22 protein-coding genes are annotated in these 23,872 nt (G+C 68.0%); 9 read left to right on the top strand and 13 right to left on the bottom strand.

Annotated features, from left to right (window positions below; translation table 11 throughout):
• Positions 1-23 precede the first annotated feature (23 nt).
• The gene (locus AC5P7F_RS05175; protein WP_164077488.1) at positions 24-458 is read right to left on the bottom strand and encodes a hypothetical protein; all 435 of its coding nucleotides are present in this window, start codon (positions 456-458) and stop codon (positions 24-26) included.
• 408 nt (positions 459-866) lie between these two features.
• On the opposite strand from AC5P7F_RS05175, the gene AC5P7F_RS05170 reads away from it, so the two are divergent.
• The 3 genes from AC5P7F_RS05170 to AC5P7F_RS05160 are packed head-to-tail and all read left to right on the top strand — an operon-like array spanning position 867 to position 2,726.
• Positions 867-1,910 (top strand): S41 family peptidase, encoded by a 1,044-nt coding sequence (locus tag AC5P7F_RS05170; protein WP_164077489.1) that lies wholly within the window; start codon positions 867-869, stop codon positions 1,908-1,910.
• Positions 1,907-2,242, top strand: a complete 336-nt coding sequence (locus AC5P7F_RS05165) for a hypothetical protein (RefSeq protein ID WP_014648413.1) — start codon at positions 1,907-1,909, stop codon at positions 2,240-2,242. The genes AC5P7F_RS05170 and AC5P7F_RS05165 overlap by 4 nt, the downstream gene beginning before the upstream one ends.
• Positions 2,243-2,291: 49 nt before the next feature.
• Positions 2,292-2,726: an SseB family protein gene (locus AC5P7F_RS05160; protein WP_005419309.1), complete on the top strand. Its 435-nt coding sequence runs from the start codon at positions 2,292-2,294 to the stop codon at positions 2,724-2,726.
• Between the two features lie 79 nt (positions 2,727-2,805).
• Here AC5P7F_RS05160 and AC5P7F_RS05155 read toward each other — a convergent pair whose 3' ends face one another.
• Together AC5P7F_RS05155 and AC5P7F_RS05150 are read right to left on the bottom strand one after the other, a co-directional pair.
• On the bottom strand, positions 2,806-4,026 hold the full coding sequence (locus AC5P7F_RS05155) for a multifunctional CCA addition/repair protein (protein WP_053495110.1): 1,221 nt from the start codon (positions 4,024-4,026) through the stop codon (positions 2,806-2,808).
• 206 nt (positions 4,027-4,232) lie between these two features.
• Positions 4,233-6,218 carry a transglycosylase SLT domain-containing protein gene (locus AC5P7F_RS05150; protein WP_126411364.1) on the bottom strand — a complete coding sequence of 662 codons (1,986 nt, stop codon included), beginning with the start codon at positions 6,216-6,218 and terminating at the stop codon, positions 4,233-4,235.
• A gap of 151 nt (positions 6,219-6,369) precedes the next feature.
• On the opposite strand from AC5P7F_RS05150, the gene AC5P7F_RS05145 reads away from it, so the two are divergent.
• The 3 genes from AC5P7F_RS05145 (at position 6,370) to AC5P7F_RS05135 (ending at position 10,389) form a co-directional block, all read left to right on the top strand.
• Positions 6,370-6,777, top strand: coding sequence for an ExbD/TolR family protein (locus AC5P7F_RS05145; RefSeq protein ID WP_014648410.1), 408 nt, complete (start codon positions 6,370-6,372; stop codon positions 6,775-6,777).
• A 104-nt stretch (positions 6,778-6,881) separates the two neighbouring features.
• On the top strand, positions 6,882-7,256 hold the full coding sequence (locus AC5P7F_RS05140; RefSeq protein WP_014648409.1) for an ExbD/TolR family protein: 375 nt from the start codon (positions 6,882-6,884) through the stop codon (positions 7,254-7,256).
• Positions 7,257-7,527: 271 nt separating this feature from the next.
• The gene (locus tag AC5P7F_RS05135) at positions 7,528-10,389 is read left to right on the top strand and encodes a TonB-dependent receptor plug domain-containing protein (protein WP_032957323.1); all 2,862 of its coding nucleotides are present in this window, start codon (positions 7,528-7,530) and stop codon (positions 10,387-10,389) included.
• A 132-nt stretch (positions 10,390-10,521) separates the two neighbouring features.
• On the opposite strand, the gene fhuE is transcribed toward AC5P7F_RS05135, so the two are convergent.
• The 3 genes from fhuE to AC5P7F_RS05120 all read right to left on the bottom strand — a co-directional run bounded on the left by fhuE (position 10,522) and on the right by AC5P7F_RS05120 (position 13,978).
• On the bottom strand, positions 10,522-12,681 hold the full coding sequence (fhuE, locus tag AC5P7F_RS05130; RefSeq protein ID WP_049440677.1) for a ferric-rhodotorulic acid/ferric-coprogen receptor FhuE: 2,160 nt from the start codon (positions 12,679-12,681) through the stop codon (positions 10,522-10,524).
• Between the two features lie 185 nt (positions 12,682-12,866).
• Positions 12,867-13,418: a M23 family metallopeptidase gene (locus AC5P7F_RS05125; protein ID WP_046432517.1), complete on the bottom strand. Its 552-nt coding sequence runs from the start codon at positions 13,416-13,418 to the stop codon at positions 12,867-12,869.
• A 77-nt stretch (positions 13,419-13,495) separates the two neighbouring features.
• Positions 13,496-13,978: an Lrp/AsnC family transcriptional regulator gene (locus AC5P7F_RS05120; RefSeq protein WP_046432515.1), complete on the bottom strand. Its 483-nt coding sequence runs from the start codon at positions 13,976-13,978 to the stop codon at positions 13,496-13,498.
• Between the two features lie 72 nt (positions 13,979-14,050).
• On the opposite strand from AC5P7F_RS05120, the gene AC5P7F_RS05115 reads away from it, so the two are divergent.
• A complete protein-coding gene (locus AC5P7F_RS05115) occupies positions 14,051-14,920 on the top strand; it encodes an EamA family transporter (protein ID WP_100438132.1) in 870 nt (289 codons plus the stop codon).
• 110 nt (positions 14,921-15,030) lie between these two features.
• On the opposite strand, the gene AC5P7F_RS05110 is transcribed toward AC5P7F_RS05115, so the two are convergent.
• The 4 genes from AC5P7F_RS05110 to AC5P7F_RS05095 all read right to left on the bottom strand — a co-directional run bounded on the left by AC5P7F_RS05110 (position 15,031) and on the right by AC5P7F_RS05095 (position 18,320).
• On the bottom strand, positions 15,031-15,768 hold the full coding sequence (locus AC5P7F_RS05110) for an endonuclease/exonuclease/phosphatase family protein (RefSeq protein WP_021202520.1): 738 nt from the start codon (positions 15,766-15,768) through the stop codon (positions 15,031-15,033).
• 53 nt (positions 15,769-15,821) lie between these two features.
• Positions 15,822-16,655: a thiol:disulfide interchange protein DsbA/DsbL gene (locus AC5P7F_RS05105; RefSeq protein WP_049440671.1), complete on the bottom strand. Its 834-nt coding sequence runs from the start codon at positions 16,653-16,655 to the stop codon at positions 15,822-15,824.
• 107 nt (positions 16,656-16,762) lie between these two features.
• Positions 16,763-17,413: a thiol:disulfide interchange protein DsbA/DsbL gene (locus AC5P7F_RS05100; protein ID WP_032960695.1), complete on the bottom strand. Its 651-nt coding sequence runs from the start codon at positions 17,411-17,413 to the stop codon at positions 16,763-16,765.
• A 106-nt stretch (positions 17,414-17,519) separates the two neighbouring features.
• Positions 17,520-18,320, bottom strand: a complete 801-nt coding sequence (locus AC5P7F_RS05095) for a c-type cytochrome (protein WP_014648400.1) — start codon at positions 18,318-18,320, stop codon at positions 17,520-17,522.
• Between the two features lie 156 nt (positions 18,321-18,476).
• Here AC5P7F_RS05095 and yihA point away from each other — a divergent pair, with 156 nt between their 5' ends.
• Positions 18,477-19,079, top strand: coding sequence for a ribosome biogenesis GTP-binding protein YihA/YsxC (yihA, locus tag AC5P7F_RS05090; RefSeq protein ID WP_005411022.1), 603 nt, complete (start codon positions 18,477-18,479; stop codon positions 19,077-19,079).
• A gap of 72 nt (positions 19,080-19,151) precedes the next feature.
• Here the strand turns inward: yihA and AC5P7F_RS05085 are convergent, their stop codons facing one another.
• From AC5P7F_RS05085 to AC5P7F_RS05075, 3 genes are all read right to left on the bottom strand, one after another.
• On the bottom strand, positions 19,152-20,123 hold the full coding sequence (locus AC5P7F_RS05085; RefSeq protein WP_046432495.1) for an MBL fold metallo-hydrolase: 972 nt from the start codon (positions 20,121-20,123) through the stop codon (positions 19,152-19,154).
• Positions 20,124-20,825: 702 nt separating this feature from the next.
• Positions 20,826-21,650 (bottom strand): helix-turn-helix transcriptional regulator, encoded by an 825-nt coding sequence (locus tag AC5P7F_RS05080; RefSeq protein WP_069117884.1) that lies wholly within the window; start codon positions 21,648-21,650, stop codon positions 20,826-20,828.
• The gene (locus AC5P7F_RS05075; protein ID WP_014648397.1) at positions 21,647-22,351 is read right to left on the bottom strand and encodes a VIT1/CCC1 transporter family protein; all 705 of its coding nucleotides are present in this window, start codon (positions 22,349-22,351) and stop codon (positions 21,647-21,649) included. The genes AC5P7F_RS05080 and AC5P7F_RS05075 overlap by 4 nt, the downstream gene beginning before the upstream one ends.
• A 152-nt stretch (positions 22,352-22,503) precedes the next feature.
• On the opposite strand from AC5P7F_RS05075, the gene AC5P7F_RS05070 reads away from it, so the two are divergent.
• A complete protein-coding gene (locus tag AC5P7F_RS05070; RefSeq protein WP_014648396.1) occupies positions 22,504-23,868 on the top strand; it encodes a glutamate--cysteine ligase in 1,365 nt (454 codons plus the stop codon).
• Positions 23,869-23,872: the final 4 nt, after the last annotated feature.

Raw genomic sequence — 23,872 nt, 5'->3', positions numbered from 1 at the left:
CGCAGCTGAGCATAGGCTCGGCTCTACAGCAGCGGTGCGCACGCATCCGGTTCCACCAGCGCCCCGGCATGATCGGCCAGCACCACCACCGCATGCAGCAGACCTTCCTCCACCTGCGGCGGACACTGCGCCTGCGCATCATCCATCTCGCGTGCCGACTGCGCCGCCAACAAGATGCCCCCACACGCAGACACCGCCGCCAGGCAGCGCGTCGCCTCGGCCAGGTGCCGGCCGCGCGCCTCGCTGAGTTGCCGTTCGCGCCACGCCTGGCCGTCGGCCGCGTGGCTGTGAGCGATGCCGCGCAGCCGCGCGAAGAATGCGGAGGGCGGCGCCTGTTCGTCGACTTCGGTGAGCGCATCTTCCAACGCTTCGGCTGCGGCGTTGGACAGCTGCAGGCCGGGCAGTGCAGCGCCGAGCAGTGCCTGCAGGCGTGGATAGGCGGGGTAGGGCGTGTTCATGGCGGCAACCTCACGAGGCAAGGCCACCTGCGAAGCGCAAGGTGGCGGGCGGTGCGGGTTGGCGTGCCGGTCAAAATCAAAGCGAAAAAGCCGACGGATCACGAGGATCCCCACGCACCGCCCACCATGGGCAAGCCGGTGCATTGTCGCGATTGCCGTTGATGCGGCAAATCGATCGCTTCGATGTTTGATTCAGGACGCCAATCCCGGTCAGCGCAGGAAGCGCCGACGGGGCCACCTTGGCGCGTTGTGCGCCGCGATGGCATGGGCAAAGTTGCAATGTGGTGACCGCACGCAAGCCGCCTTGCTGCAACCCGCGACCGGGCCGGATACGACAGTTCGCGCGTGGCGCAAGCGATCATGCCCCGGTTATGCTGCGGTCCTGATTCAACGACAAGGAAGCGTCGCATGCAGGTTCGCAAGGGAGTGCGTCGCATCGGCGCGCTGATGCTCGTGTTGCTGGCGACCGGCGCCATGGCCGATACGCCAGGCGCGGTCGAGATGCCCTCGCCGGAGGCCCAGGCTGAGATCCTCAACCTGCTTGAACGCCAGGCGCTGTATCGCGACCGGGTGGACTGGCCCGCCATCCGCATCCGCCTGCAATCGGCGCAGGGGGATCCCGCGCAACGGCTGGCCGTTCTGCGCGAAGCCATTGCGCTCAGCACCGGCCACCATGGTGCGTGGACCACGACCCAGCGTCAGCGCGAATCCCTCGCGCGTGCGCAGCAGGCCGGTGCCGCCGCCGTGGACCGGGCCAAGGCCGCTGATGCGGTGGATGCGCGCATCGGCTGGGTGGTCATCGAGGGCTATGCCTCCTCGCCGGGCGCGGCGCCGCAGGAAAAATTCCGCCAGGACATCCAGCGTGCCGCGCGATGGCAGCAGGTCATCCGCAGCAAGGACGACGGCGCGCGCTGTGGCTGGATCGTCGACCTGCGGGACAACGGTGGCGGCTCCATGTGGCCGATGCTGCTGGGCATGGCCCCGCTGTTGCGCACCTCGGTGGTGAACAACGAGGACGTCGGCGCGTTCGAAACCGCGCAAGGGCCGCAGCGCTGGACGTTGACGGCGACTGCGGTGCAGCTGGCGGGCAGGCCGCTGCTGGACTTCGGCCAGTCCGGCCATGTAGTGCGGCAGCCTGGCGCACCGGTGGCGGTGCTGTTCGGGCCCCGCACCGGCAGTTCGGGCGAGGCCTCGGTGCTGGCGTGGCGTGGCCGCCCGCAGGCGCGGAGTTTCGGCCAGCCGACCGCGGGTGTCTCCACCGGCAATGTCGTGCACACCCTTGCCGATGGAAGTCGCCTGCTGCTGACCACCAGCGTGATGCGGGACCGCAATGATCGTGGCGATGGCTTGAAGATCGAACCCGACCAGCGCGTCGAGGGTGATGCCGCCACTGTGGCCGCCGCCCAGGCCTGGCTGCTGGCCCAGCCCGCCTGCCAGGGCAACCGGACATGATCCTGATCGGCCAACAGGAACGGGTGCTGATCGTCGGCCCCACCGAAGCGCACCACTGCCTGCGCTGCCAGACGGAAACCGAGTTCGCGCCGCAGCTGCGCTACAAGATGGCGCGCATCGACCTGCTGTTCGGCTTCACCTACCAGCGCCGCTACGAGCTGGCCTGCACCCGGTGCGAGCACGGCTGGGTGCTCGATACCGAGACCATGGACCAGCAGCTGGGCGGGGTGCCGATCCCGTGGCGGCACCGCTTCGGCCTGCCGTTGATGCTGGTGGGGGTCGCCGCGCTGGCGGTGGCCGGTTGGATGTGGCGGCACGGATACATCGGTTGAGGACCGGGCCTGTTAAAGTCTGCCCTGCAACCACGTACCGGAACCGACCATGGACCACGACACCCCGTTCGAACCCCTCAACGACCTCGAGGTGCGCCTGCTGCAGGCCCAGGACGGCACGCTGACCGCAGCGCAGTTCCTCGACGGCCTGCTGACCTCGACGGCGTTCGTGCTGCTGGACAAGGCCATTGGTGAGGATGGCGCCTGGGACGAGAGCATCTCGCCGCTGGTGCTGACCAGCGAGAGCGGCGAGCCGATGTTCGCGGTGTTCACCGCGCCCGAGCGCGCTGGCTTGTGGCACGAGCAGCTGCCGCAGTTTGCCCATGCCATGCCGATCGCGGTGCACGCGCTGCTGGCCGGTATCGGCGACGGCGTCGGCCTGGTGCTGAACCCGGGCCTGGACGTGGGCATGGAGATGATTCCCGATGCCGTGGCCCAGCTGAAGCAGCGTGCGGCGGCGATTACCCGTGGGATGGCGCACTGAAGCCAGTGATATAGGGGTGCCGGCCAGCGGCCGGCACTACCCATGGGAGTCGGTGCGCGGCCGCCACGGCGGTTGCGGATCAGCGGGCGGCGGCGATGGCTTTCACCCGCGCCTTGGCCAGCGCTTCGCCGATGGCCGGGCCCTTCAGATGCGTGGTATCCAGATCCCGCGCCTGCACTGACAGCGCCGCTTGGTGCAGGCGCTTGAGCGTTTCGCCCTGGGGGTAGTCGGCGTCCTCGAAGCCGAGCCGGCCGCGCTTGTCGGCCTCGCAGCACAGTGCGATGCGGGCCACGCGTTCCGGCCGGCGCAGCGCATCACAGCGGCCCAGCAGTTCCAGCACGGTGGCATCGCGCAGTTCGTCGATGCGGTGCACGTTCAAGTGCTCGCGACACACCGCTTCGGCCAGCTGCTGGTGTTCGGCGGGAATCTTCAACCGCGCACACAGTGCCTTCAAGGGCTTGATGCCGCGCTGCTCGTGCATGATGTGGCGCGGCCACTCCTCCGGCGGGGTCAGGCCCTTGCCCAGGTCATGGGTAAGCGCGGCAAAGCCGACCAGGTCATCGCCCGGCGCCAGTTTCGCGGCGGTGTCGCTGACCATTTCCTGATGGATGCCGGTATCGACCTCGGGGTGGAACTCAGCACGTTGCGGCACGCCATACAGCGCTTCCAGCTCGGGCAGGATCGGGCCCAGTGCCTGCGCATCGTGCAGCGTGCGCAGGAAGGCGGAGGGCCGTTCACTGACCAGCGCCTTGCGCAGCTCCTGCCAGACGCGCTCGGGCACCAGCGCGTCCAGCTCGCCGCTGGCGGCGACCTCGCGCATCAGCGCCATGGTCTCTTCGGCGACGGTGAAGCCCAGTGGTGCGAAGCGCGCCATGAAGCGCGCCGCGCGCAGCACGCGCAATGGATCTTCCACGAACGCGGGGCCGACATGGCGCAGCACGCGTTGCTCGATATCGCGCACACCGCCGTAGGGATCGACCAGCGTGCCGGTGTCTTCGTCGCAGGCAATCGCGTTGATGGTGAAGTCGCGGCGCTGCAGGTCTTCTTCCAGCGTCACTGCCGGGTCGGCATCGACCACGAAGCCGCGGTAGCCACGGCCGGATTTGCGCTCGGTGCGCGCCAGCGCGTATTCCTCAGCGGTCTTCGGGTGCAGGAACACCGGGAAATCGCGGCCGACGGCGGTGAAGCCCTGCGCTTCCATCTGCGCGGGCGTGGCGCCGACCACCACCCAGTCATGGTCGCCGGCAGGTCGCTGCAGCAGGCGGTCACGCACGGCGCCGCCGACAAGATAGATCTTCATGGCTGGAATCATCGCATGCCCGGCGCAGACGCACCGGTAGTGCCGGCCGCTGGCCGGCAACCGCAGTCACCCCGAAGCTGCCGGCCAGCGGCCGGCACTACCGATACAGCGTCCAGCCCGATCCAGGCCAGCAGGCTCATCGTTTCCCTCCCCAGCGAGTGGATGCCGGGGAATGCCGGCCAGCGGCCGGCAGTACTGTGTTGCGATCAATCGCCGCCCTGGTCGGCGTTGGCGGCGCAGCTGAAGCGCTTGCGCTTGTCCACCAGGCGGCCCATCAGGCGATCGCTCAGCGGCAGCGCATCACCATTGAGGCGCCAGTCGTAGATCACGCTGAAGGCCAGCACGCGGGCCACGTACTCGCGGGTTTCCTTGTAGCTGATGGTCTCGATCCACAGGTCCGGATCAAAGCCCGGGCGCTGGCTCTGCCAGCGTGCGGTCGGGGTCGGGCCGGCGTTGTACGCGGCGATGGTCACGTAGGGCAGGCCGTCGTACTTGTTCATCAACTGGCGCAGGTAGGCGGTGCCGATGGCGATGTTGGTGTCCGGGTCGTACAGGCTGTCGGCGCCGCCGTAGCCGGTCAGGCCGATCGACTTGGCCACGCCGGCACCGGTGGCTGGCAGCACCTGCATCAGGCCCATGGCGTTGGCAGGCGAGCGCGCACGCGGGGTGAAGGTGCTCTCGGCGCGGATCTCCGCCGCCACCCAGGCCGGGTCGATTGCGTTGCGTGCCGATTCGCGGCGGATGGTGGCGTCGTGGTGCAGCGGGAAGCGCAGGTCGTACAGGCGCTGCTCCTGCGGCTGCTTGCCGAGCGCGAACACGGCGCGGTCGAACCAGCCGTTGTCCTGCGCCACGCGCACGGCGAGGCGACGCTGGGTGTCATCGAAGCGCGACAGTGCACTGTTCCATTCGGCCACGGCCCAGCCAGCGCGATCGATCTGGTACAACGCCATTGCGCGCTGGATGGCCGGGTCGCGCGCGATCACCGCCTGAGCCTGCGCGCTGTCGTTGGGCTGCCACGGGCACAGCGTGTAGCCCTGCTGCAGCTTGTCGGCGGCGAGGAAGCCGTGGAAGGTCGATGCACGCGCGGCCTCGCGGAACAGCGGCTGCGCCTGCTGGGCCTGGCCGGTCTTCTCCAGCATGCGGCCTTCGAAGTAGCGCCAGCGCGGGTCGCTGCGCTGCTTGCTGCCCATCTTGCGGATGGCGGTCAGCGCCGCGGTCCAGTCGCCGCGGGACATCGCTTCGCGCACGCGCCACTCGTGCAGGCGTTCGTCATAGGCCGACTCCGGCACCGCGTTGAGGCGGCGTGCCGAATCGGGCAGGTAGGACGCCACCGTCCACAGCGCGATCTGGTACAGCACCTGGCCCTGCTGGGCGGCACTCAGCCCCAGTGCCTGCGCGTACTGCGGCAGCTGCTGTTCGGTGGCGGCCGGGTCGGCCTTGGCCAGCTTGGCCAGGCCATCGGTGGCGATGCGCCGGCTGCGCTCGTTGCGGGGCCAGTTCAGGGCGCTGGCGTTGGGCTTGTCGACGAAGGCGGCGTAAGTGTTGGCCAGTGCCAGGTCAGTGGCAGGCAGGCCGCGGGCCGCGCTGCGCATCACGGCGGGCTGCTGCGCGTCGGCGGCAGCATCGATCCGTTCCCAGCGCAGGGCGTCGCTCAGGCCGCCTTGTGCCTGCAGCACGGTGAACACCGCATCGCAGCTGTCCGGCAGCGGCTTGCCGTTCTTGCGCCACAGCTCCTGTGCTTCGCTGATCCACTGCGGATCGGCCTTGCCGGTCACCTGGCGCGCGGTCAGCTGCGCACAGCGCAGGCCGGCGTTGTCGGTGGGCGCCCAGTTGGCCAGCAGGGTCGGCCAGTCCTGGCGGCGGGCGAGCGAGGGCAGCCACACGCTGCGGAACGTGCTGGCCACGGCCTGGCCCTCATAGCGCTTGAGGAAGGCCTGTGCCTGCGCGGTATCGACGGTGTCGATGTTGCGGCGCAGGTTGGCGTACTCCAGCCAGCCATACGCCGGATGGCGGCTGAGCGCAGCGGCCTGGCCAGGATCGAACTGGCCGCGTTCGGCGGCCGCGATCGCGGCTTTCAACTGCGCGTTCTGGGCATCGAGGGACTGGGCATTGGCGCAGCCGATCAGCAGCGTGGTGGCCAAGGGCAGCAGGGACAGGGCGGTCGAAGAGCGTCGGGTCATGGCATGCAGCATAGCGGGCAGTGGCTGAATTCAGTTTCGCATTGCGTGCACGCAATGCGTGGGCAACGATAGCTGAATGACTCCGCACAGGCCCCTGCCGCAGGCGGGCGCAGGCGTCGTAACGTCGGCCTTGGGCGAACGGCCCGGCTGCAGGGAGCGGCACATGGCGTTCAGTAGCGCAGGAAGAAGCGGCCCGCTGGCGGACATCAATGTCACGCCACTGGTGGATGTGATGCTGGTGCTGTTGATCATCTTCATCGTAACCGCGCCGATCGTGGCCCGGCCGATTCCCGTGCAGTTGCCACAGGCCACCGATCGCACGATCGATCGCCCCGAACCGCCGCCGCCGATCGAGCTGCGACTGGATGCGTCGAACCAGCTGAGCTGGGATGGCCAGCCGATGGCGATCGGCGATCTGCAGGGGCGCCTGCAGGCGCAGGCCGGCGAGCATGCCGGCAACCTGCCGGAGCTGCGCATCGCCACCGATCCGGCGGCCGAGTACGAAGGCATGGCGCGGATATTGGCTGCGGCCGAAGCCACTGGCATGGAGCGCATTGCCTTCGTGCGGTGAGTTTCGTGCGGTGAGTCCGGCAACGGGCGGCCTGCCATCGGCAGGCCGCTCTTCCTGCGAGGGAACGTGGCATGCGATACGGGATACAGCACGCGGCCTCACTGATGGCCGCCCCCAATCTGGCACCGCTGGTGGATGTGTTGCTGGTGTTGCTGGCGCTGGTGATCACCGCGCTGCCGATGGCGCAGGCGACCGGCCTCCTGGCGCTCCAGCAGCGCACCTCGTGCCCACCCTGGCCGGCGTCCTCACCCCAGCCGATCCACCTGCGCATCGACGCGGCGGGGGCGATGTTCTGGAATGGCCAGCCGCTCGACGCTGTCGCGTTGCAGCGGCACCTGGTGCAGGCGCAGCAGATGCCGCAGCAGCATCGCCCCTGGGTGCACCTGGCGACCGCCGACGACACCGACTACGAAGACATGGCACGCGTGCTGCTGGCCGTGAGCCAGCATGGGCTGCGCGTCGACGCGCCCGGTCACTAGCGCCTGCACCGACAAGTCCCCTTGATGAGTTGTGGCGGATCTCGGCGCGCGCTGACGCAGCCGGCATCAAAGTGGAGGGCGGTGAACAGTACCGTCCGGTTCTAAACGGTCCTCATCTGACGTAAATGGCTGTCAATTGCGTCAATTCCGCGTGAAAGAGTGTCGATCATCACGCCGTGATTTTTACCGCTTGTTTACAAAGGAGACGCTGCCGCCATGCAGGGGGGAGCGCGGCAGTCCATGTCCCGACATTCCTTTGGAGAGAGAGCGAATGAAGCACCTGCACCACCGCCCGTTGGCGGTTGCCGTCACGCTGTGCGTGATGGCCTTGGCACCCCTGGGTGCCGCTGCACAATCCACCACCAACCTCGACGCGGTGGAAGTCACCGGTACCCGCATCAAGCGCGCTGAAGTAGAGGGCCAGGTCCCGATCCAGACCCTGACCCGTGGCGACATCGAACGTACCGGCCTGACCTCGATCGGCGAAGTGCTGCAGCAGCTCACCGGTTCCGGCTCTGCGCTCAACGCCAAGTTCAACTCGTCCGGCAACTTCGGTTTCCCGCCCGATGGCAGTGGCGTGGGTGCCGGCTCGGCGCAGGTCGATCTGCGCCACCTGGGTGCCAAGCGCGTGCTGGTGCTGGTCGACGGCATCCGCTGGGTCAATGAATCGTCGGCGTCCGGTGTGGGCTCGGCCACCGACCTCAACACCATTCCGCTGGCCATCGTCGAGCGCATCGAGGTGCTGGAGGACGGTGCTTCGTCGCTGTACGGCTCCGATGCCATCGCCGGCGTGGTCAACATCATCACCCGCCGCGATTTCGATGGTGGGCAGGTGACGCTGAACTACGGCGAGTACAGCAAGGGCGACGGCACGCAGAAGGGCGTGGACCTGGCCTGGGGCAAGAGTGGCGATCGCTTCAGCCTGTTCCTGGGCGCCAGCTGGACCAAGCAGGACCCGGTATTCGCCAAGGATCGCGAGCAGTCGCGCTTCCCCATTCCCGGTACCGGCCTGGCGTTCGGCAGCGGTGGTATTCCGCAGGGCCGTTTCATGTTCACCGACCCGAACACCGGTGCGGTGCAGAACATCGTGCCCAATACCGGCGTGAGCAATCCGCGGTACGACGGCAGTGCCGGCTGCAGCCGCACGGATGACTATCACTGCTTCACCACCGCCGACCGCTTCAACTTCGCCGAATACAACATGGTGCTTACGCCGTCGGAGCGCAAAGGCCTGTTCGGCCAGTTCCGCTTTGACATCACCGACAACGTGCAGTGGTACATCAAGGCGCTGGGCAACCGCCGCGAGTCGACCAACCAGGCCGGCCCCGAGCCGCTGTTCTTCGGCCCCGATGGCGCCACCGGCAATCCGTTGGCCGACAACATCGTGGTCTCGCGCCTGAACCCGTACAACCCGTTCGGCTTCGATCTCGTCTCCGGCGACAACATGAGCCTGATCGGTCGTCGCCCGGTGGAGGGCGGTGCGCGCGTGTTCAAGCAGAAAGTGGACACCACCTACTTCGCCACCGGCCTGGTCGGTGACTTCCATGCCGCCGACCGCAGCTGGTACTGGGACGTCAACGGCATGTACAGCAAGAACAAGGCCGAGCAGACCAACTACGGCAGCTATGACATCTACAAGGTGAACATGGCGCTGGGCGATCCCGCGGTGTGCGCGGCCACGCCTGGCTGCGTGCCGTTGAACATCTTCGGTGGCGCCGGTTCGATCACCCCGGACATGCTGAAGTGGATCCAGCCGGTGGTGCGCGACCGCAGCCAGAACGAACTGAGCCTGTTCACCGCCAACCTGTCCAGCGAGCTGTTCTCGCTGCCGGCCGGTCCGGTGTCCTTCGCCACCGGCTTCGAGTACCGCAAGTACAAGGGCGCCTACCAGCCCGATCCGCTGACGGTGATCGGCCACTACAACGGCGTGCCGTCGCAACCGACCTCCGGTTCCTACGACGTCAACGAGGCCTACCTGGAGTTGAGCGTGCCGATCTTCGCCGACTCCTCGTTCGGCAAGAAGCTGGACCTGAGCCTGGCCGGCCGCTATTCGGACTACTCCACCTTCGGCGGCGAGTTCACGCCCAAGTACGGCCTGCGCTGGCAGGTGACCGATGACTTCGTGCTGCGCACCACGTACGCCGAGGGCTTCCGCGCACCGTCCATCGGTGAGCTGTACGGCTCTGCCGCACGTGCCGACCTGCAGCTGTTCGATCCGTGCTCGGTGGGCCTGGGCGGCACGCCGCCGCGTGGCAGCGCGGCCAACTGTGCTGCACTGGGCGTCCCGGCCGGCTTCCAGCAGGCCAACTCGCAGATCTCGGTGACCACCGGCGGCAACCGCGAGCTGGACCCGGAACGCTCGCGCAGCTTCAGCGCGGGCTTCGTGTGGAGCCCGTGGTTCGGCAACAACGCCTCGTGGTCGGAGCGCTTCGATGTGGAAGTCACTTTCTACCGCCATGCCATCGATGGTGCGATCCAGGCCATCAACGCGCAGACCCAGCTGGACCTGTGCGTGGATACACTGGACCCGATCTACTGCAACGGCATCACCCGTGCCAGCACCGGTGCGGTCAGCAGCTTCAACAACCGCCTGACCAACCTGGGTTCGATCAAGACCGACGGTTGGGACGTGGATCTGTTCTGGACGCTGCCGCAGACCTCCATCGGCCAGTTCAAGCTGGGGTGGAAGAACACCTTCGTCGGCCGTTACGAGGCCACTGGCGCGGCCGGGCAGAAGCAGCCGCAGAAGCCGGGCGTGGAAGTGGCCGACAGCTCGATCCCGGAGTGGACCAGCAATGCCAGCCTCGGCTGGACGATGGATCGCTGGAGCGCCAACTGGACGGTGCGCCACATCTCCGAGCTGACCGAGAACTGCGGCGATGCGGCGGCCTTCCCGGTGTGCAGCAACCAGGCTGCGGGCACCAACACGCTGTCGGCCACCACCTTCCACGACATGCAGGTGGGCTACAAGATCGACTGGATGAAGGGGTTGCAGCTGACCGCCGGCCTGAACAACGTGTTCGACAAGGATCCGCCGATCTGCCTGTCGTGCTCGTTGAACGGGTATGACGCCTCGACCTACGACATTCCGCGTGGTCGTTACTGGTACCTGCGCGCGGATCTGCGCTTCTGATGTGACGTTGGCAGCGCCGGTCAGTTCCGGCGCTGCCTTGCGGGTGTAGAGCCGAGCCCGTGCTCGGCTGATTCTCTGAGCCGAGCATGGGCTCGGCTCTACAGGTGCGGGGCGTGCGAACCCCGCGTCTGATCAGAACGCCCAGGTGAACGTCAGCGAGCCATTGCGGCCATCGCCGTAGGCACCGTAGCCGTTGATCTGCGACAGGTACTTCTTGTCCAGCAGGTTGTTGAGGTTGGCCTGCACGCTGAACTCCGGCGAGATGCGGTAACGCACGAAGGCGCTGACCAGCGCGTAGCCGCTCTGTTCGATGCGGCCGTAGGCCGGCACCGGGTAGTAGATGCGGTTCTGCCAGTTGGCGCCGCCGCCGACGGTCAGTGCCTGCAGCGACTGCGGGGTGTAGCTGGTGAACAGCTTCAATGCGGTCTGCGGCAGGTTGGTGTTGATGTCGGCGCCGTTGATGTCCTTGGCCACATAGCGCGACGCACCGAAGGTCGCATTCCAGCCCGGGGCGAGTTCGCCGTTCAGCTCGAACTCGAAGCCGCGGCTGACGGTGCCGCGTGCAGCGCGATAGGCGAACTCGTTCTGGCTGCCCTGCACGGGTTCACCGGTGGCCTGGCCGACGTTGTCCTGTTCGATGCGGAACACGGCCAGCGAGGCGTTCAGGCGGTTGTCGAACCACGCGCCCTTGACGCCCACTTCGTAGCTCTTTCCATCGACCGGATCGAGGTAGCCGCCATTGCGGTCCTTCAGCGTCTGCGGCTGGAAAATCTCGGTGTAGCTGGCGTAGGTCGAGTACGTCCCGTTGATGTCGAAGACCAGGCCAGCGTACGGCGTGGTCACCTTGTGCGCGCGGTCGGCGCCTTCACCCTCGCTCTTCCAGTCGGTGTAGCGTGCGCCGATGATCAGCTTCAGCGGATCGGCCAGCGACAGGCGAGCGGCCGCGTAACCGGCCTTCTGCGTGATGGTGCCCTCGCTGGCCAGGGCCAGCGGGTTCCAGTTCGGCTCACCGATCTTGCCCGTCCAGTTCAGATAGCTGGCGAACGGATCCCAGGGCTGGCCCGGGCCACCGACCTGGTAGTCGCCGTAGTTGGCGTACTCGCGCCTGTTGTAGCTGAGGCCGGCCATCAGCTGGTGCTCGCGGCCAAACAGCTGGAACGGGCCATCCACGTAGCCGTCGACGCCAGTGACCTTGCGCTCGGTGTTGTACAGGCCTGCGGACGGCGAGATGCCCGCGCCAGTGGTCCGGTCGAAGTTCGAGGCGCCCGTGGTCCAGTCGTTGTAGGCGGGGTAGAACAGCTTGTCGTCGGCCCTGGTCTCATCGTGCGTGGCACCCACCTTGAACTTCCAGCCGTTGCTGAAGGCGTGTTGCAGGGTGGCGAAGGCCCGCTTGCTGGTGGTGTCCCAATAGGTCCACTCCGGGCTGGCGTTGAACGATCCGTCGTAGCCGGTGCGCGAGCCATCCGAATACAGCATCGGGAAGCCGCCCCAGGTCGCACCATTGGCGCGCTTCTGCTGGTAGTCGTAGCCCACGCTCAGCTGGGTGCCCGGGGTCAGGTCGGCATCAATGACGGCGTAGCCCAGCGTCTTGCGCTGGTTGTAGCGGTCCATCTGGCCGTCGGTATCCAGGTAGCTGCCGATCACGCGACCGCGCACGCTGCCGCTGGCGTTGAGCGCGCTGCCCACATCCACCGTGGTGCGGGTGCGGCCCCAGCTGCCGACGTTCACCGACACGCTGCCGGTCAGCTCGGCGCTGTCGGCATGCTTGCGGATCAGGTTCACCGAAGCGGACGGGTTGCCGGCGCCGCTGAGCAGGCCGGTGGCGCCGCGCACCACTTCCACGCGGTCGTACAGCGCCAGATCCAGGCCGGAGTCACCGTAGCTCCAGTTCTGCACCATCTGCGTCGGCAGGCCGTCGAACTGGTAGGCGTCGATGTAGAACCCACGCGCGTAGAACTCGGTGCGCTCGCTGTCGGACTGGGTGCTGGTCACGCCGGTGGTGTTGGCCAGCACGTCGATGATGTCGTCGAGCTTCTGATCTTCGATGCGCTGGTGGCTGATGATGCTGACCGACTGCGGGATCTCGCGCGGTGCCAGGTCGAAGCGGGTACCGGCCGAGGTGCGGCGCACCGAATAGCCTTCGGCGCGTTCGCCCTTGACCACGACCTTGTCCAGCGTGGTCGGGTCGGCGGCGGTGTCGGCGAAGGCGGCCGGGGCCAGGGCGCAGAGTGCAACGAGTACGGCAACGGACAGCCGCTGCGGCTGCGGGATACGGAAGGCGGAACAGGTCATGGGGGTCCTGGACGAGCACGCGCGCTCGGCCGGCATCCAGAAGGCGAGGCGCTACGGGTGGGAAACGGGCGGGCAGGCCGTCCTGGCACCACCGGAAACGAAAGAAATGGTAATACGAACTATTCCTATTTACAAATCATGAACGAGGTAGGCACTCACGCGGGCCGCGACGCAGCGCATGGGGTTCAGCGCAGCAGCGGCAGCGGATCGCGCGCGCCATCGGCGCCGTAGATGCCCCAGTGCAGGTGGGGCGGCGTGCCCTTGGCATTGCCGCTGTCGCCTACATGCCCGAGCAGGTCGCCGGCCTGGACCACCTGGCCGCGCGCCAGGCCCTCGGCCCAGTCGTCCAGATGGGCGTAGTAGTAACGTTCGCGCCCGGGCCCGATCACCCAGACCTGGCGGCCACCGAGGCCGCGCTCGCTGACGTCCGCGATGACGCCGGCAGTGACGCTGCGCACCGCGGTGCCGCGCTTGGCGAAGATGTCGATGCCGGCGTGGGAGCGGTCACGGCCACGTGGTGCGCCGAAAGTGTCGGCGATCTGGCGCGGCCGCACGCCGTCCACCGGCACCGCCAGTTGCGTGGCCGGCGGCATACGAGAGAGTGTCCACAGCAGCTTCGGCGCAGCGGCCCATGGGCTGTTCCACAGCGCCATCGCGGCAATGAGGGCGATGGCCAGCCACAGGCCGCGCAGCAACCAGCGGCGCAGGCGACGGGCGGGGGAGGGCGATGTGTTCATGGTCTCCGACTGTAGCGCCGAGCCATCTTCGGCGGCTGTTGCTGTGCGGTCAAAGCGCAGTCGAGCATGGCTCAGCGCTACAGAACCGGGGCCAGCGGCACTTCGAAACTGCGCTTCAACGTCCCCAGCGCGACCGACGTACGGAAGCGCTCGATGTTGTCATCGCCGCCGAACAACCGCTCGGTAATGGCCTCGTACTCTTCCATCGACGCCGCCGAAAGCAGCAGCAGGAAATCGCCATCGCCGGTGATCGAGTAGCACTGCTGCACCGCCGGGTCGTCCTGCACGCGGCGCTTGAACGGCGCCACGTGATCACGCTGCTCGCTGACCACGCGCACTTCGACGATGATGGTCAGTGGCCGCCCGACCTGGGCGGCGGCGATCACCGCCACATTGGCCGCGATCACGCCGCTGTCCTGCAGGCGCTTGATGCGGCGCTGCACGGCCGGCGTGGACAGGTGCACGGCCTCGGCGATTTCGCGCTGCGGCAGGGTGTTGTCCCGCTGCAGCAGGTCGAGGATGGCGCGGTCGAAGCTGTCGAGCACGGGGGCGGTGGCCATGGCGAGCAGAAGTTGCACGAACGGGCCGTCAATTGAGCCAAGTGCTCGGCGCTGGCGCAATAGACTTTGCCCATGCAGACCTCACGACTCGCGCCGATGTTGCCGGCGCTGGCGGTGCTCGGCTCGGTCACCTCGCTGGCCATCGGCACCTCCTACGCAAAACACCTGTTCCCGCTGATCGGCGCGCAGGGCACCAGCGCGCTGCGCGTGGGCTTCTCGGCGCTGTTGTTGCTGCTGTTCTGGCGGCCGTGGCGCTGGAAGACCAGCCGCCCGGATGCGATCACCATCCTGCGCTACGGCCTCACCCTGGGCCTGATGAACCTGCTGTTCTACATGGCCCTGCGCACCATTCCCTTCGGCATCGCGGTGGCCATCGAATTCACCGGGCCGCTGACGGTGGCCATGCTGTCGTCGCGACGGCCGATCGATTTCCTCTGGGTGGGCTGTGCGGCGGTGGGGCTGCTGTTGCTGCTGCCGATCGGCGGTGGTCCGGCGCTGGATCCCGCTGGCGTGCTGTATGCGATGGGGGCTGCGGCGTGCTGGGGCCTGTACATCGTGTTCGGCAAGCGTGCCGGCCACCTGCACGCCGGGCATTCGGTGTCGCTGGGGCTGCTGGCGGCATCCCTGGTAGTGGTGCCGGTGGGCGTGGTGCATGCCGGTGCCGCGCTGCTCGACCCGAAGATCCTGGCCGCCGGGCTGCTGGTGGCGCTGGTGTCCAGCGCGATCCCGATGTCACTGGAGATGATGGCGCTCAAGCGCCTGCCGAAGGAGACCTTCGGCATCCTGATCAGCATGGAACCGGCGGTGGCCGCGCTGTGGGCGATGCTGCTGCTGCACGAGCACCTGCATGGGCTGCAGTGGCTGGCGATCGGCTGCACGGTGCTGGCCTCGGTGGGCAGCACGATGACCGCGCGGCGCCTGAAGGCACCCGTCACCGCCTGAAAAAAGGGGACGGAGGGGATTAAGTCGTTTATGCCCCGATTTAGGGGGCGCCGGGCGGCGCCCGGCGCAGAGCGTGCGGACCAACGGTCCGCACCTACCGTAACGGCGAGTCAGCGCAGGGCGTCGGCCGGGACGTCGATCTGCATCGCCAGGGCGAGGTGATCGGAGAACGCGGCTGGTACGGCTTCCACGGTACGAGTCTGCAGGCCACTGCTGACCAGGATGTGGTCGATGGCGCGGTCGGGGCGCCAGCTGGGGAAGGTCGGCACGATGCAGCCCGGGGGCTGCAGCCGGGTCTTCTGGTACAGCACCTGCATTTCCGGGCGTTCGGCCAGGCAGTTGAAGTCGCCCATCAGCACCGCGTTGGGGTGGTCGGACAGCAGCTCGGCGATGAAGCCCAGCTGCGACATCCGCGAGCCCGCGCCCAATGACAGATGCGCCACCGCCACCGCCAGGCCATCGGTACCATCGCCGAACTTGGCCAGCAGCACGCCGCGCCCGCCGATGCGGCCGGGCAGGGCATGGTCCTGCACTTCCACCGGTTCCAGCTTGCTCAGCAGGCCATTGGCACTGGATGCCACGCCGCCCATGCGCCGGTTCGGCTGGTGGCTCCAGTAGTTGAAGCCGGCGCGCTGGGCCAGGTAGTGGGTCTGGTTGGTGAAGCCCGAGCGCAGGCTGCCCGGGTCGGCCTCCTGCAGGCCGACGATGTCATGGTCGCGCGCCAGGGTGGCGATCGCGTCCAGGCTGCTGCGCTTGCGCCCCGCCGGCAGCGCATGTGACCAGCTGCGGGTCACATAGTCGCTGTAGCGGCGGGTACTTGAGCCGGCCTGGATGTTGGCCGTCAGCAAGCGCAGGGTCCGTGTACGGGGGGAATTCACGGCCGGGAAATGCTTCTCTTGGATCAGTGAGCCTGGGCCGCACCGCGTTCGCGGGCGATCAGGTGGTCGGCGATGCGCAGCATGTCCGGGAAGCTCTTGCCCTTCACCAGGTACTTGCCGTTGACGATGATCGACGGGGTGCCGCTGATCTGGCTGCGCTGGGCGAACTGCTTGGCCGAGTTGGTCTTGGCGTTCACCGCGAAGCTGCCCATGGTGGCGGCGAACTGCTTCGGATCCACGCCATAGGTGGCGTAGAACTTGGCGATGTCTTCCACCGAGTCACGGCCGCGCTCGCCCTTCAGGGTCTTCTGCGAGTGGATGGCGGCGTACAGCGCTTCGTGGGTCTTCTCCTGCACGCCCAGGGTCTGCGCGGCGTAGAAGGCACGGGCGTAGTCATCCCAGGTGCCGCCGAACATGGCCGGCACGTAGACGAAGTTCACGTCGCTGGGCAGGCCGGCCTTCCACGGGCCGACCAGCGGCTGGAATGCGGCGCAGGCCGGGCAGACGTAGCCGAAGATCTCGGTCACTTCGATTTTGCCGGCAGCCGGCTGGAACGGCTGGCCGTTCGGGATCACCTGGTAATCGGCGCCTTCCACCGGGGCCGGGCCGGTCAGCGCGGCGGTGGTCGGGGCCGGCGCCGCGGCGGGGGCGGCTTCGGCCGGGGCCTTTTCGCCTTCGGCGGCAGCCGGAGCGGTGCCTTCGCTGCCCGTGGCCGGCGCAGCGGCCGGTTCGGCGGTGGCCGGGGCGGCTGCCGGTGCGGCCGGGGCCGCGGTGGTGTTGGTGCTGCCGTCATCAGCCTTGCAGGCAGCCAGGATCGGCAGCAGCGCTGCGAGGGCGAGGGCGTAACGGATCTTCATGGAAACGTCTCCAGCATCTGGAAAGGTGGGGGCCGGCGCCAGGCGCCAGCCAGGGGGAAATGATGACATGCGGCGGCGACAGCGCCGTGTCGAGGGTGGGCGTTGGTTCAGCGGCCGCGGGCGGCGCGGGCCTGCGCGATCAGCGCCGAGGCGATGCGCAGCTGGTCGTCGAAGCTGTTGCCCCGCACCAGGTACTGGCCGTTGATGATGATGGCCGGGGTGCCCGGGATCTTGGTGCGCTGGGCGAACGCGCGCGCGGCCTCGACCTTCTTCTGCACGGCATCGCCGCGCAGCGCCTGGAGGTAGCGGTCCGGGGTCACGCCGTAGGCCTTGTAGAACGTGGCGAGCTCATCGGCCGAGACGTTCTGCATCGGCAGCGATCCCTGCTCGTGCAGGGCCTTGAACACGGCAGCGTGGCTGCGCTTGGCCACGCCGACTTCGTCGGCGGCGTAGTAGGCCAGTGCCCAGGCATCCCAGGCGCCACCGAAGGCGGCCGGGACCGGGGTGAAGCGCACGTCGGCCGGCAGCTTGGCCGCCCAGGCTTCCAGTTGTGGCTCGAAATGGGCGCAGTGCGGGCAGGTGTAGCCGAAGACCTCGACCACCTCGATCTTGCCGGCCAGCGGCTGGAACGGGCCCGGCTGGGCGATGCGCTCGTAGTCTTTGCCCTCGACCAGCGGGGCATTGGCGGGGGTGGCGGCGCAGGCTGCCAGCGGCAGCAGCACCAGCACGGACAACAGCAGGCGGGAAATCAACCTCATCGACACGCATCTCCGTTGAAAAAAGCAACGCCGGCGCGGTCGCCGGCGTGAAGGAAACATACCGCAGCCGTGGGCCGGCGTCGCGGCCCGGGCCGACCAGTGGTGGTCAGGGGGCGGCAGCCGGTTGCGTCGGCGTGGCCGCAGCGGCTACATCGTCGGCCTTGTTGTGCAGGCCCTGCAGGTAGCTCGACAGCGCCTGCACCTCCTGCTCGCTGAGCTTCTGCGCGACCGTGGCCATGATCTGGAAGTGCGCCTTGTCGGTCTCGTTGGTCTGGCCGGCCTGGTACTCCTGCAGGCGGCGCGCGACATAGCTGGCGTGCTGCCCACCGAGGTGCGGATAGGCCGGGCCGGGATTGCCGGCACCGCTGGGGCCGTGGCAGGCCATGCAGGCCGGCAGGCCGCGCTTGGCATCGCCGCCGCGGTACAGCTGCTGGCCGATCTCGTAGAACTTCATGCCCTTGTAGGGGCCATCGGTCACTGCCGTGTCATCGGCGATGCCGGCGTTGGCCTTCTGCGTGGCGAAGTAGGCGCCGATATCGCGCATGTCCTGCGGGGTGAGGTTCTGCACGAACGGCACCATCGCCACCGCCGCGCCGGAACTGCGCTGGCCGTTGGCGATCAGGGCCATCTGCTGGGCCACGTAGCGCTCGCTCTGGCCGGCAATGGACGGGTACATCTCCACCGTGGAGTTGCCGTCGGCACCATGGCAGGCCGCGCAGGCCGTCGCCTTGGTCTGGCCGGCCTTGGCATCGCCCCAGTGGGTCTTGCTGAAGTCCACCTCCAGCGAGGCGGTATTGATCGGCCCGTTGTCGGGCAGCGGGGTCAACGTGGTCTGCGCGAACGCAGCAGCGGCAACGACTACAGCAGTGGCAAGGGCGGATACGGCAAGAACGCGAGCGTGGCGCATGCTGAAGCTCCGTATGGACCGGGCCGGACGGTGGCCGCCGGCATCGCCCGGATTATCAACGGCGTTTCCGCGCACGGTCAACGCAGCAGTGCAGCAAAATGGCCGCAGCGGCCGCCGGCACGGGCGCGCGGCGCCGCAACATGCGATCCTAGGCACATGTCATTGCTCATCGAACGCGCCCGTTACCACCTTTCGGCCCACAACGTGCGGCAGCTGCCGCCCGACGAAGGGGCTGAAGTGGCCTTCGCCGGCCGCTCCAACGCCGGCAAGTCCAGTGCGCTCAACGCGCTGACCCGCCAGAACGCCCTGGCCCGTGTCTCCAAGACCCCCGGCCGCACCCAGCAGTTGGTGTTCTTCCAGGTCACCCCGGAAGCGCATCTGGTCGACCTGCCCGGTTACGGCTACGCCAAGGTGCCGCTGGACCTGCAGGCGCACTGGCAGGCCTTCATTGACAAGTATTTCCGCACCCGCGAGGCCCTCAAGGGCCTGGTGGTGGTGATGGACATCCGCCACCCCCTGAAGGACTACGACCGGCAGATGCTGTCCTATGCCGTGCAGCGTGGCCTGCCGGCGCACGCGTTGCTGACCAAGGCCGACAAGCTCAGCCGCAGCCAGCAGATGCAGTCCCTGCAGAAGGTGCGCAAGGAGCTGCAGTCGGCTTACGGTGACAGCGTCAGCGTGCAGGTGTTCTCCGGCGAAGACCGTACCGGCGTGGACGAAGCCCGCGGCGTGATCGGCGGCTGGCTGGGGCTGGAATAAGGCTCTCCGGTCGCCCGGCTGGCAGCCGGGCGCTACCTGATCGGGTGGGTGCCGACCTTGGTCGGCACACCCTCACAACGGCGAATACTCCGCCGGCACCCACGCATAGGCCTGGCCCTCGCCACGCACATGGCCCAGGCCCGGGAACGGCAGGTGCGCACCGGCCACCCACCAACCGTTGGCGGTGGCCTGCTGCAGCAGCCCGCGACGGCTGGCGATGGCCGCCTTGCGGTCCGAATCGGCCTCGAATGCCGCTTCCGGGTGCGCGAACTGCACCGCATGGAAGTGCAGCACATCACCCCACACCAGCAGTGACTGGCCCTGGCTGTCGAACCGGTAGGAGACATGGCCGGGGGTATGGCCGTGGGTGTCCATCGCCACCGCGCCACCGGGCAGGGCATCGCCGGGGCTGAACGTGCGCAGGTGGCCGCTGGCCTGGTAGGGCGCGACCGCGTTGCGTGCCAGCGGGAAGGCGAAGCGCACGCCCTTCGGCGCCGTGGCCTCGCTGGCCGGGCTGAGCCAGTAATCGGCATCGGCCTTGGACAACCACACCGTGGCATTCGGGTAGGCCGGCTTGCCCTGCGCGTCGAGCACGCCGCACAGATGGTCCGGGTGGGCGTGGGTCAGCAGCACCTCGTCCACCTCGGCCGGGTCCACGCCGGAGGCGCGCAGGTTGCCCAGCACCTGGCCCAGGCCGGGGCCGAAGCACTGCGCGGTGCCGGTATCGACCAGGGTCAGGTGGTTGCCCTGGCGCACCAGGAAGGCGTTGATCGCGGTCTGCAGGCCCTTCTTGTCTTCCGGTACGTAGCGGCCTTCCAACAGGCGGCTGACCAGTGTCGGCGGCACGTCGACCACTTCCTGCCGGCCCAGCGCGACCACGCCGTCGAACAGGGCGGTGACCTGCAGCGCACCAACGCGCTGGTGGTAGACGCCGGGCACCTGCTGGGTGGGAGCGGGCGAGGTGGCTTCGGCCAGTGCAGCCAGCGGCAGGGACGACAGGGCCAGCAGCAGGGCGCCGCGCAGCGGCAGGGGACGCAGGATCATGGCGGTTCTCGGTGGATGACGGGCGGTTCCGTTGTGCCCAGCGTGCCGTGGCCGGCGTGTGCACGGCGCTCAAACCACTGCGCGGAATGCTCAGGGAAGGGGGGGCTGCAGGGCTGCGCCCTGCACCCGCAGAGGCAACGGCAACGGCCGAAGCAACAGCAACAGCGACAGCGGGCTATCTGGGATGGCGGGGTGGGTCCGGTTGCGGGAGACGCCGTAAACCCCGCTCCGCGGTCCGGCCCAGTCGCTTGCGGCTGGGCGTTCGGGCGCTTGCGAAGCAGTGCTTCGCAAGCAAAGCGCCCTCACCCATGGGGGCTTGGCCGCGGCATCCATGCCGCGGACACTCGCAACCGGACCCACCCCGCCTTCGACAGTTTTCTGTTATCTGTCTGTTGGAAATGCTCTTGGGGTCAGATCCGTTTTCCGGAGGAAAACGGATCTGACCCCACGAATTTCATTCGATAACTGACAGATGTGTCGACCAAGGTCGACACCTACCAACAGCCGCCGGAATCTGTCGAAGGCGGGGCACTGTGGGTTGGCGGGGTGTGAGCCGCATGGATGCGGCGACCAAGCCCCCATGGACGGGTTTACGGCGTCCCCGCAAACCCACAGTGCCCCGCCATCCCACGGGATGCACGCTATTGCTGTTGCTCTTGCTCTTGCTTCGGCAGGTGCAGGGCGCAGCCCTGCCGAACCCCCTCAAATATCTGTGGGAGCCAGCCCGTACTGCTCGGCGAAGCGCTTGCTGAAACTGGCCGCAGACCGGTAGCCCGCGCGTGCGGCCACGGTCTTCAACGGCAGGTCGGTGGTGTAGAGCAGCTGCATGCCATGCGCCAGCCGGGCCTCGGTGAGCAGCTGGCGCAGGCTGGTGTCCTCGGCCGCCAGGCGACGGCGCAGGGTCGCGCCGCTCAGCGCGAACTGTTCTTCCACATCGCGTGATTGCCAGTCGCGTGCTGGTTCGGCGGCGATGCGGTCGCGGATCTGTTCGCCCAGGCTCGGCGCCTGCGGCAGCAGCAGGTTGCCGTGGCCCTGTCGGCACAGGGTCAGCACCAGCGAGGCCAGGGCCAGCCGCGCGTCGCTGTAACGGCCGTCCTGCAGCGATTGCCGCCACTGGCGCAGCACCGCGCCATGGTCGATCAACGGCAGTCGCGCCATCGCCTGGCCGGGGGCGGGAAGCTCTTCGTTCCAGAGCGTGCGCGCCGCCGCCAGCACTTCGGTGCAGAGCGGCACGATGGCACTGAGGTAGCGGCCGCTGCAGGGATCGGGGGTGTTGACCACGTCGATGCGGCACCGCTGGGTCAGCAGCAGGATGTCGCCGGGAACGAACGTCAGCGACTGGTGTGCAGTACGTACCTGCTTGCGGCCTTCCAGCAGGATCGCGAACTGCGGTTGTGGAACCTCCACCGAGCTGGCGCCATGCTCGCGGCGTGCGGTGATGCAGGCATAGCCCTCGGCGCGCCCGCAGCCGGCCAGGCTGGCCATCTCGGCCAGTAACGCAGTGGCCGCTGGCAGCATGCCGGTCATGACACCTGGGCACCGAACAGGCGACCGACGCCGGCCGCCGCAGCCATCGCCAGCGCGCCCCAGAACATCACCCGGACCGCGCCGCGTACAGGCGGTGCGCCCCCGGCCTGGGCCGCCACTGCGCCGGTCAGGCACAGGCCGAGCAGGGTGCTGGCCGTGGTCATCAACGCAACCTTGTCGGTCGGCGCGAGCAGGGCGGTCAGCACCGGCAGCGCCGCACCGCAGGTGAACGCACCGGCCGAGGCCAGCGCCGCCTGCAGCGGGCGCGCGCGCAGGGTGTCAGTGATGCCCAGCTCATCGCGGGCGTGGGCACCCAGTGCATCGTGGGCGGTAAGCTGTTCGGCCACCTGCCGGGCCAATGCAGGCTCCAGGCCGCGGTGGCGGTAGATCGCGGCCAGCTCCTCCAGTTCGCTGTGCGGGTCTTCGCGCAGCTCGCGCTTTTCCATTGCCAGGTCGGCCGCTTCGGTGTCGGCCTGGGTCTGCACCGACACATACTCGCCGGCGGCCATCGACATCGCGCCGGCCACGGTGCCGGCCACGCCGGTGGCAAGGATAGTGGTGGCGGAGGCGCCGCTGGCCGCCACGCCGACCACCAGGCCGGCCACCGAGACGATGCCATCGTTGGCCCCCAGCACGGCGGCACGCAACCAGCCGACGCGCTCGGAGCGGTGCAGTTCGGGGTGTCGCGAATGACGGTTCATGACGCCGAGTGTACGAGGGTCAAGAGGGCGTCGGTAGGATGCTGAAACCCGTCACCGTCGCATGACGCAACGGGGTGCCACGCTATAGTGCGCCCTTGCGATGGAAGGCCGCGAGCCCCACATCCCCCGCCACCGTCCAGCGAGCCTTCCCCTTGTCGAGCCCCAGCCACGTCGCCGATACCCCCATTACCGACCGCTCGCAGCTGGTGGAGGTGATCGCCTCCGGCGAGAAGCCCCGCGCGCAGTGGCGCATCGGCACCGAGCACGAGAAGTTCGGGTTCCGCCTGGATGACCTGCGCCCGCCGACCTTCGAGGGCGAGCGCGGCATCGAAGCGTTGCTCAACGGCCTGGTCCGCTTCGGCTGGGAGCCGGTGCAGGAAAACGGCAACACGATCGCGCTGCTACGCGACGGTGCCTCGGTGACGCTGGAACCGGCTGGACAGCTGGAACTGTCCGGCGCGGCGCTGGAGACCATCCACCAGACCTGCGTGGAGACCGGCACCCACCTCAACGAAGTGGCACAGGTGGCCGGCGAACTGCAGCTGGGTTTCCTCGGCATGGGCTTCCAGCCGAAGTGGAAGCGCGATGAAATGCCCTGGATGCCGAAGGGGCGCTACAAGATCATGCGCTCGTACATGCCCAAGGTCGGTTCGCTGGGCCTGGACATGATGACCCGCACCTGCACGGTGCAGGTGAACCTGGACTACGCCACCGAAGCGGACATGGTGAAGAAGTTCCGCGTGTCGCTGGCGCTGCAGCCGATCGCCACCGCGCTGTTCGCCGATTCGCCGTTCACCGAAGGCAAGCCGAACGGCTACCTGAGCTACCGCTCGCATATCTGGACCGACACCGACGCCGACCGCACCGGCATGCTCGACTTCGTGTTCGAGGATGGTTTTGGTTACGAGCGCTATGTCGACTACCTGCTCGACGTGCCGATGTATTTCTCCTACCGCGATGGCATCTACCACGACGCCAGCGGGCAGAGCTTCCGCGATTTCATGCAGGCCAGGCTGCCGGTGCTGCCGGGTGCGCTGCCGACGCTGCGCGACTGGTCGGACCACATGACCACCGCGTTCCCGGAAGTGCGCCTGAAGAAGTACCTGGAAATGCGCGGTGCCGATGGTGGCCCGTGGAGCCGCCTGTGTGCGCTGCCGGCATTCTGGGTGGGCCTGTTGTATGACGACACCGCACTGGATGCCGCCTGGGACCTGGTACGCGATTTCACCCTGGCCGAGCGCCATGCACTGCGCGACGGCGTGCCGAAGCATGCGATGAACCTGCCGTTCCGCAATGGCACGGTGCGCGACCTGGCCCGCGAAGCGGTGAAGATTTCCGTCGAAGGCCTCAGGCGCCGTGCGGCGCGCAATGCCGACGGCCAGGACGAGAGCAAGTTCCTGGACGTGCTGCAGGAGATCGTCGAATCCGGCCTGACCCCGGCCGAGCGCAAGCTGGCGCTGTTCCATGGCCGCTGGCACGGCGACGTCGATCCGGTGTTCCGCGAGTTCGCGTACTGAGTGG

Source organism: Stenotrophomonas sp. YJH_SMC_105-26 (assembly GCF_059368915.1).
The sequence above is the reverse complement of the archived record's forward strand: the minus strand, read 5'-3'. Positions and strand labels throughout refer to the sequence as shown.

What these genes read in the sequence shown, in the direction of transcription:
- AC5P7F_RS05175 (WP_164077488.1), bottom strand. Translation starts at nt 458, where the DNA reads ATGAACACGCCCTACCCCGCCTATCCACGCCTGCAGGCACTGCTCGGC.
- AC5P7F_RS05170 (WP_164077489.1), top strand. Translation starts at nt 867, where the DNA reads ATGCAGGTTCGCAAGGGAGTGCGTCGCATCGGCGCGCTGATGCTCGTG.
- AC5P7F_RS05165 (WP_014648413.1), top strand. Translation starts at nt 1,907, where the DNA reads ATGATCCTGATCGGCCAACAGGAACGGGTGCTGATCGTCGGCCCCACC.
- AC5P7F_RS05160 (WP_005419309.1), top strand. Translation starts at nt 2,292, where the DNA reads ATGGACCACGACACCCCGTTCGAACCCCTCAACGACCTCGAGGTGCGC.
- AC5P7F_RS05155 (WP_053495110.1), bottom strand. Translation starts at nt 4,026, where the DNA reads ATGAAGATCTATCTTGTCGGCGGCGCCGTGCGTGACCGCCTGCTGCAG.
- AC5P7F_RS05150 (WP_126411364.1), bottom strand. Translation starts at nt 6,218, where the DNA reads ATGCTGCATGCCATGACCCGACGCTCTTCGACCGCCCTGTCCCTGCTG.
- AC5P7F_RS05145 (WP_014648410.1), top strand. Translation starts at nt 6,370, where the DNA reads ATGGCGTTCAGTAGCGCAGGAAGAAGCGGCCCGCTGGCGGACATCAAT.
- AC5P7F_RS05140 (WP_014648409.1), top strand. Translation starts at nt 6,882, where the DNA reads ATGGCCGCCCCCAATCTGGCACCGCTGGTGGATGTGTTGCTGGTGTTG.
- AC5P7F_RS05135 (WP_032957323.1), top strand. Translation starts at nt 7,528, where the DNA reads ATGAAGCACCTGCACCACCGCCCGTTGGCGGTTGCCGTCACGCTGTGC.
- fhuE (WP_049440677.1), bottom strand. Translation starts at nt 12,681, where the DNA reads ATGACCTGTTCCGCCTTCCGTATCCCGCAGCCGCAGCGGCTGTCCGTT.
- AC5P7F_RS05125 (WP_046432517.1), bottom strand. Translation starts at nt 13,418, where the DNA reads ATGAACACATCGCCCTCCCCCGCCCGTCGCCTGCGCCGCTGGTTGCTG.
- AC5P7F_RS05120 (WP_046432515.1), bottom strand. Translation starts at nt 13,978, where the DNA reads ATGGCCACCGCCCCCGTGCTCGACAGCTTCGACCGCGCCATCCTCGAC.
- AC5P7F_RS05115 (WP_100438132.1), top strand. Translation starts at nt 14,051, where the DNA reads ATGCAGACCTCACGACTCGCGCCGATGTTGCCGGCGCTGGCGGTGCTC.
- AC5P7F_RS05105 (WP_049440671.1), bottom strand. Translation starts at nt 16,655, where the DNA reads ATGAAGATCCGTTACGCCCTCGCCCTCGCAGCGCTGCTGCCGATCCTG.
- AC5P7F_RS05100 (WP_032960695.1), bottom strand. Translation starts at nt 17,413, where the DNA reads ATGAGGTTGATTTCCCGCCTGCTGTTGTCCGTGCTGGTGCTGCTGCCG.
- AC5P7F_RS05095 (WP_014648400.1), bottom strand. Translation starts at nt 18,320, where the DNA reads ATGCGCCACGCTCGCGTTCTTGCCGTATCCGCCCTTGCCACTGCTGTA.
- yihA (WP_005411022.1), top strand. Translation starts at nt 18,477, where the DNA reads ATGTCATTGCTCATCGAACGCGCCCGTTACCACCTTTCGGCCCACAAC.
- AC5P7F_RS05085 (WP_046432495.1), bottom strand. Translation starts at nt 20,123, where the DNA reads ATGATCCTGCGTCCCCTGCCGCTGCGCGGCGCCCTGCTGCTGGCCCTG.
- AC5P7F_RS05080 (WP_069117884.1), bottom strand. Translation starts at nt 21,650, where the DNA reads ATGACCGGCATGCTGCCAGCGGCCACTGCGTTACTGGCCGAGATGGCC.
- AC5P7F_RS05075 (WP_014648397.1), bottom strand. Translation starts at nt 22,351, where the DNA reads ATGAACCGTCATTCGCGACACCCCGAACTGCACCGCTCCGAGCGCGTC.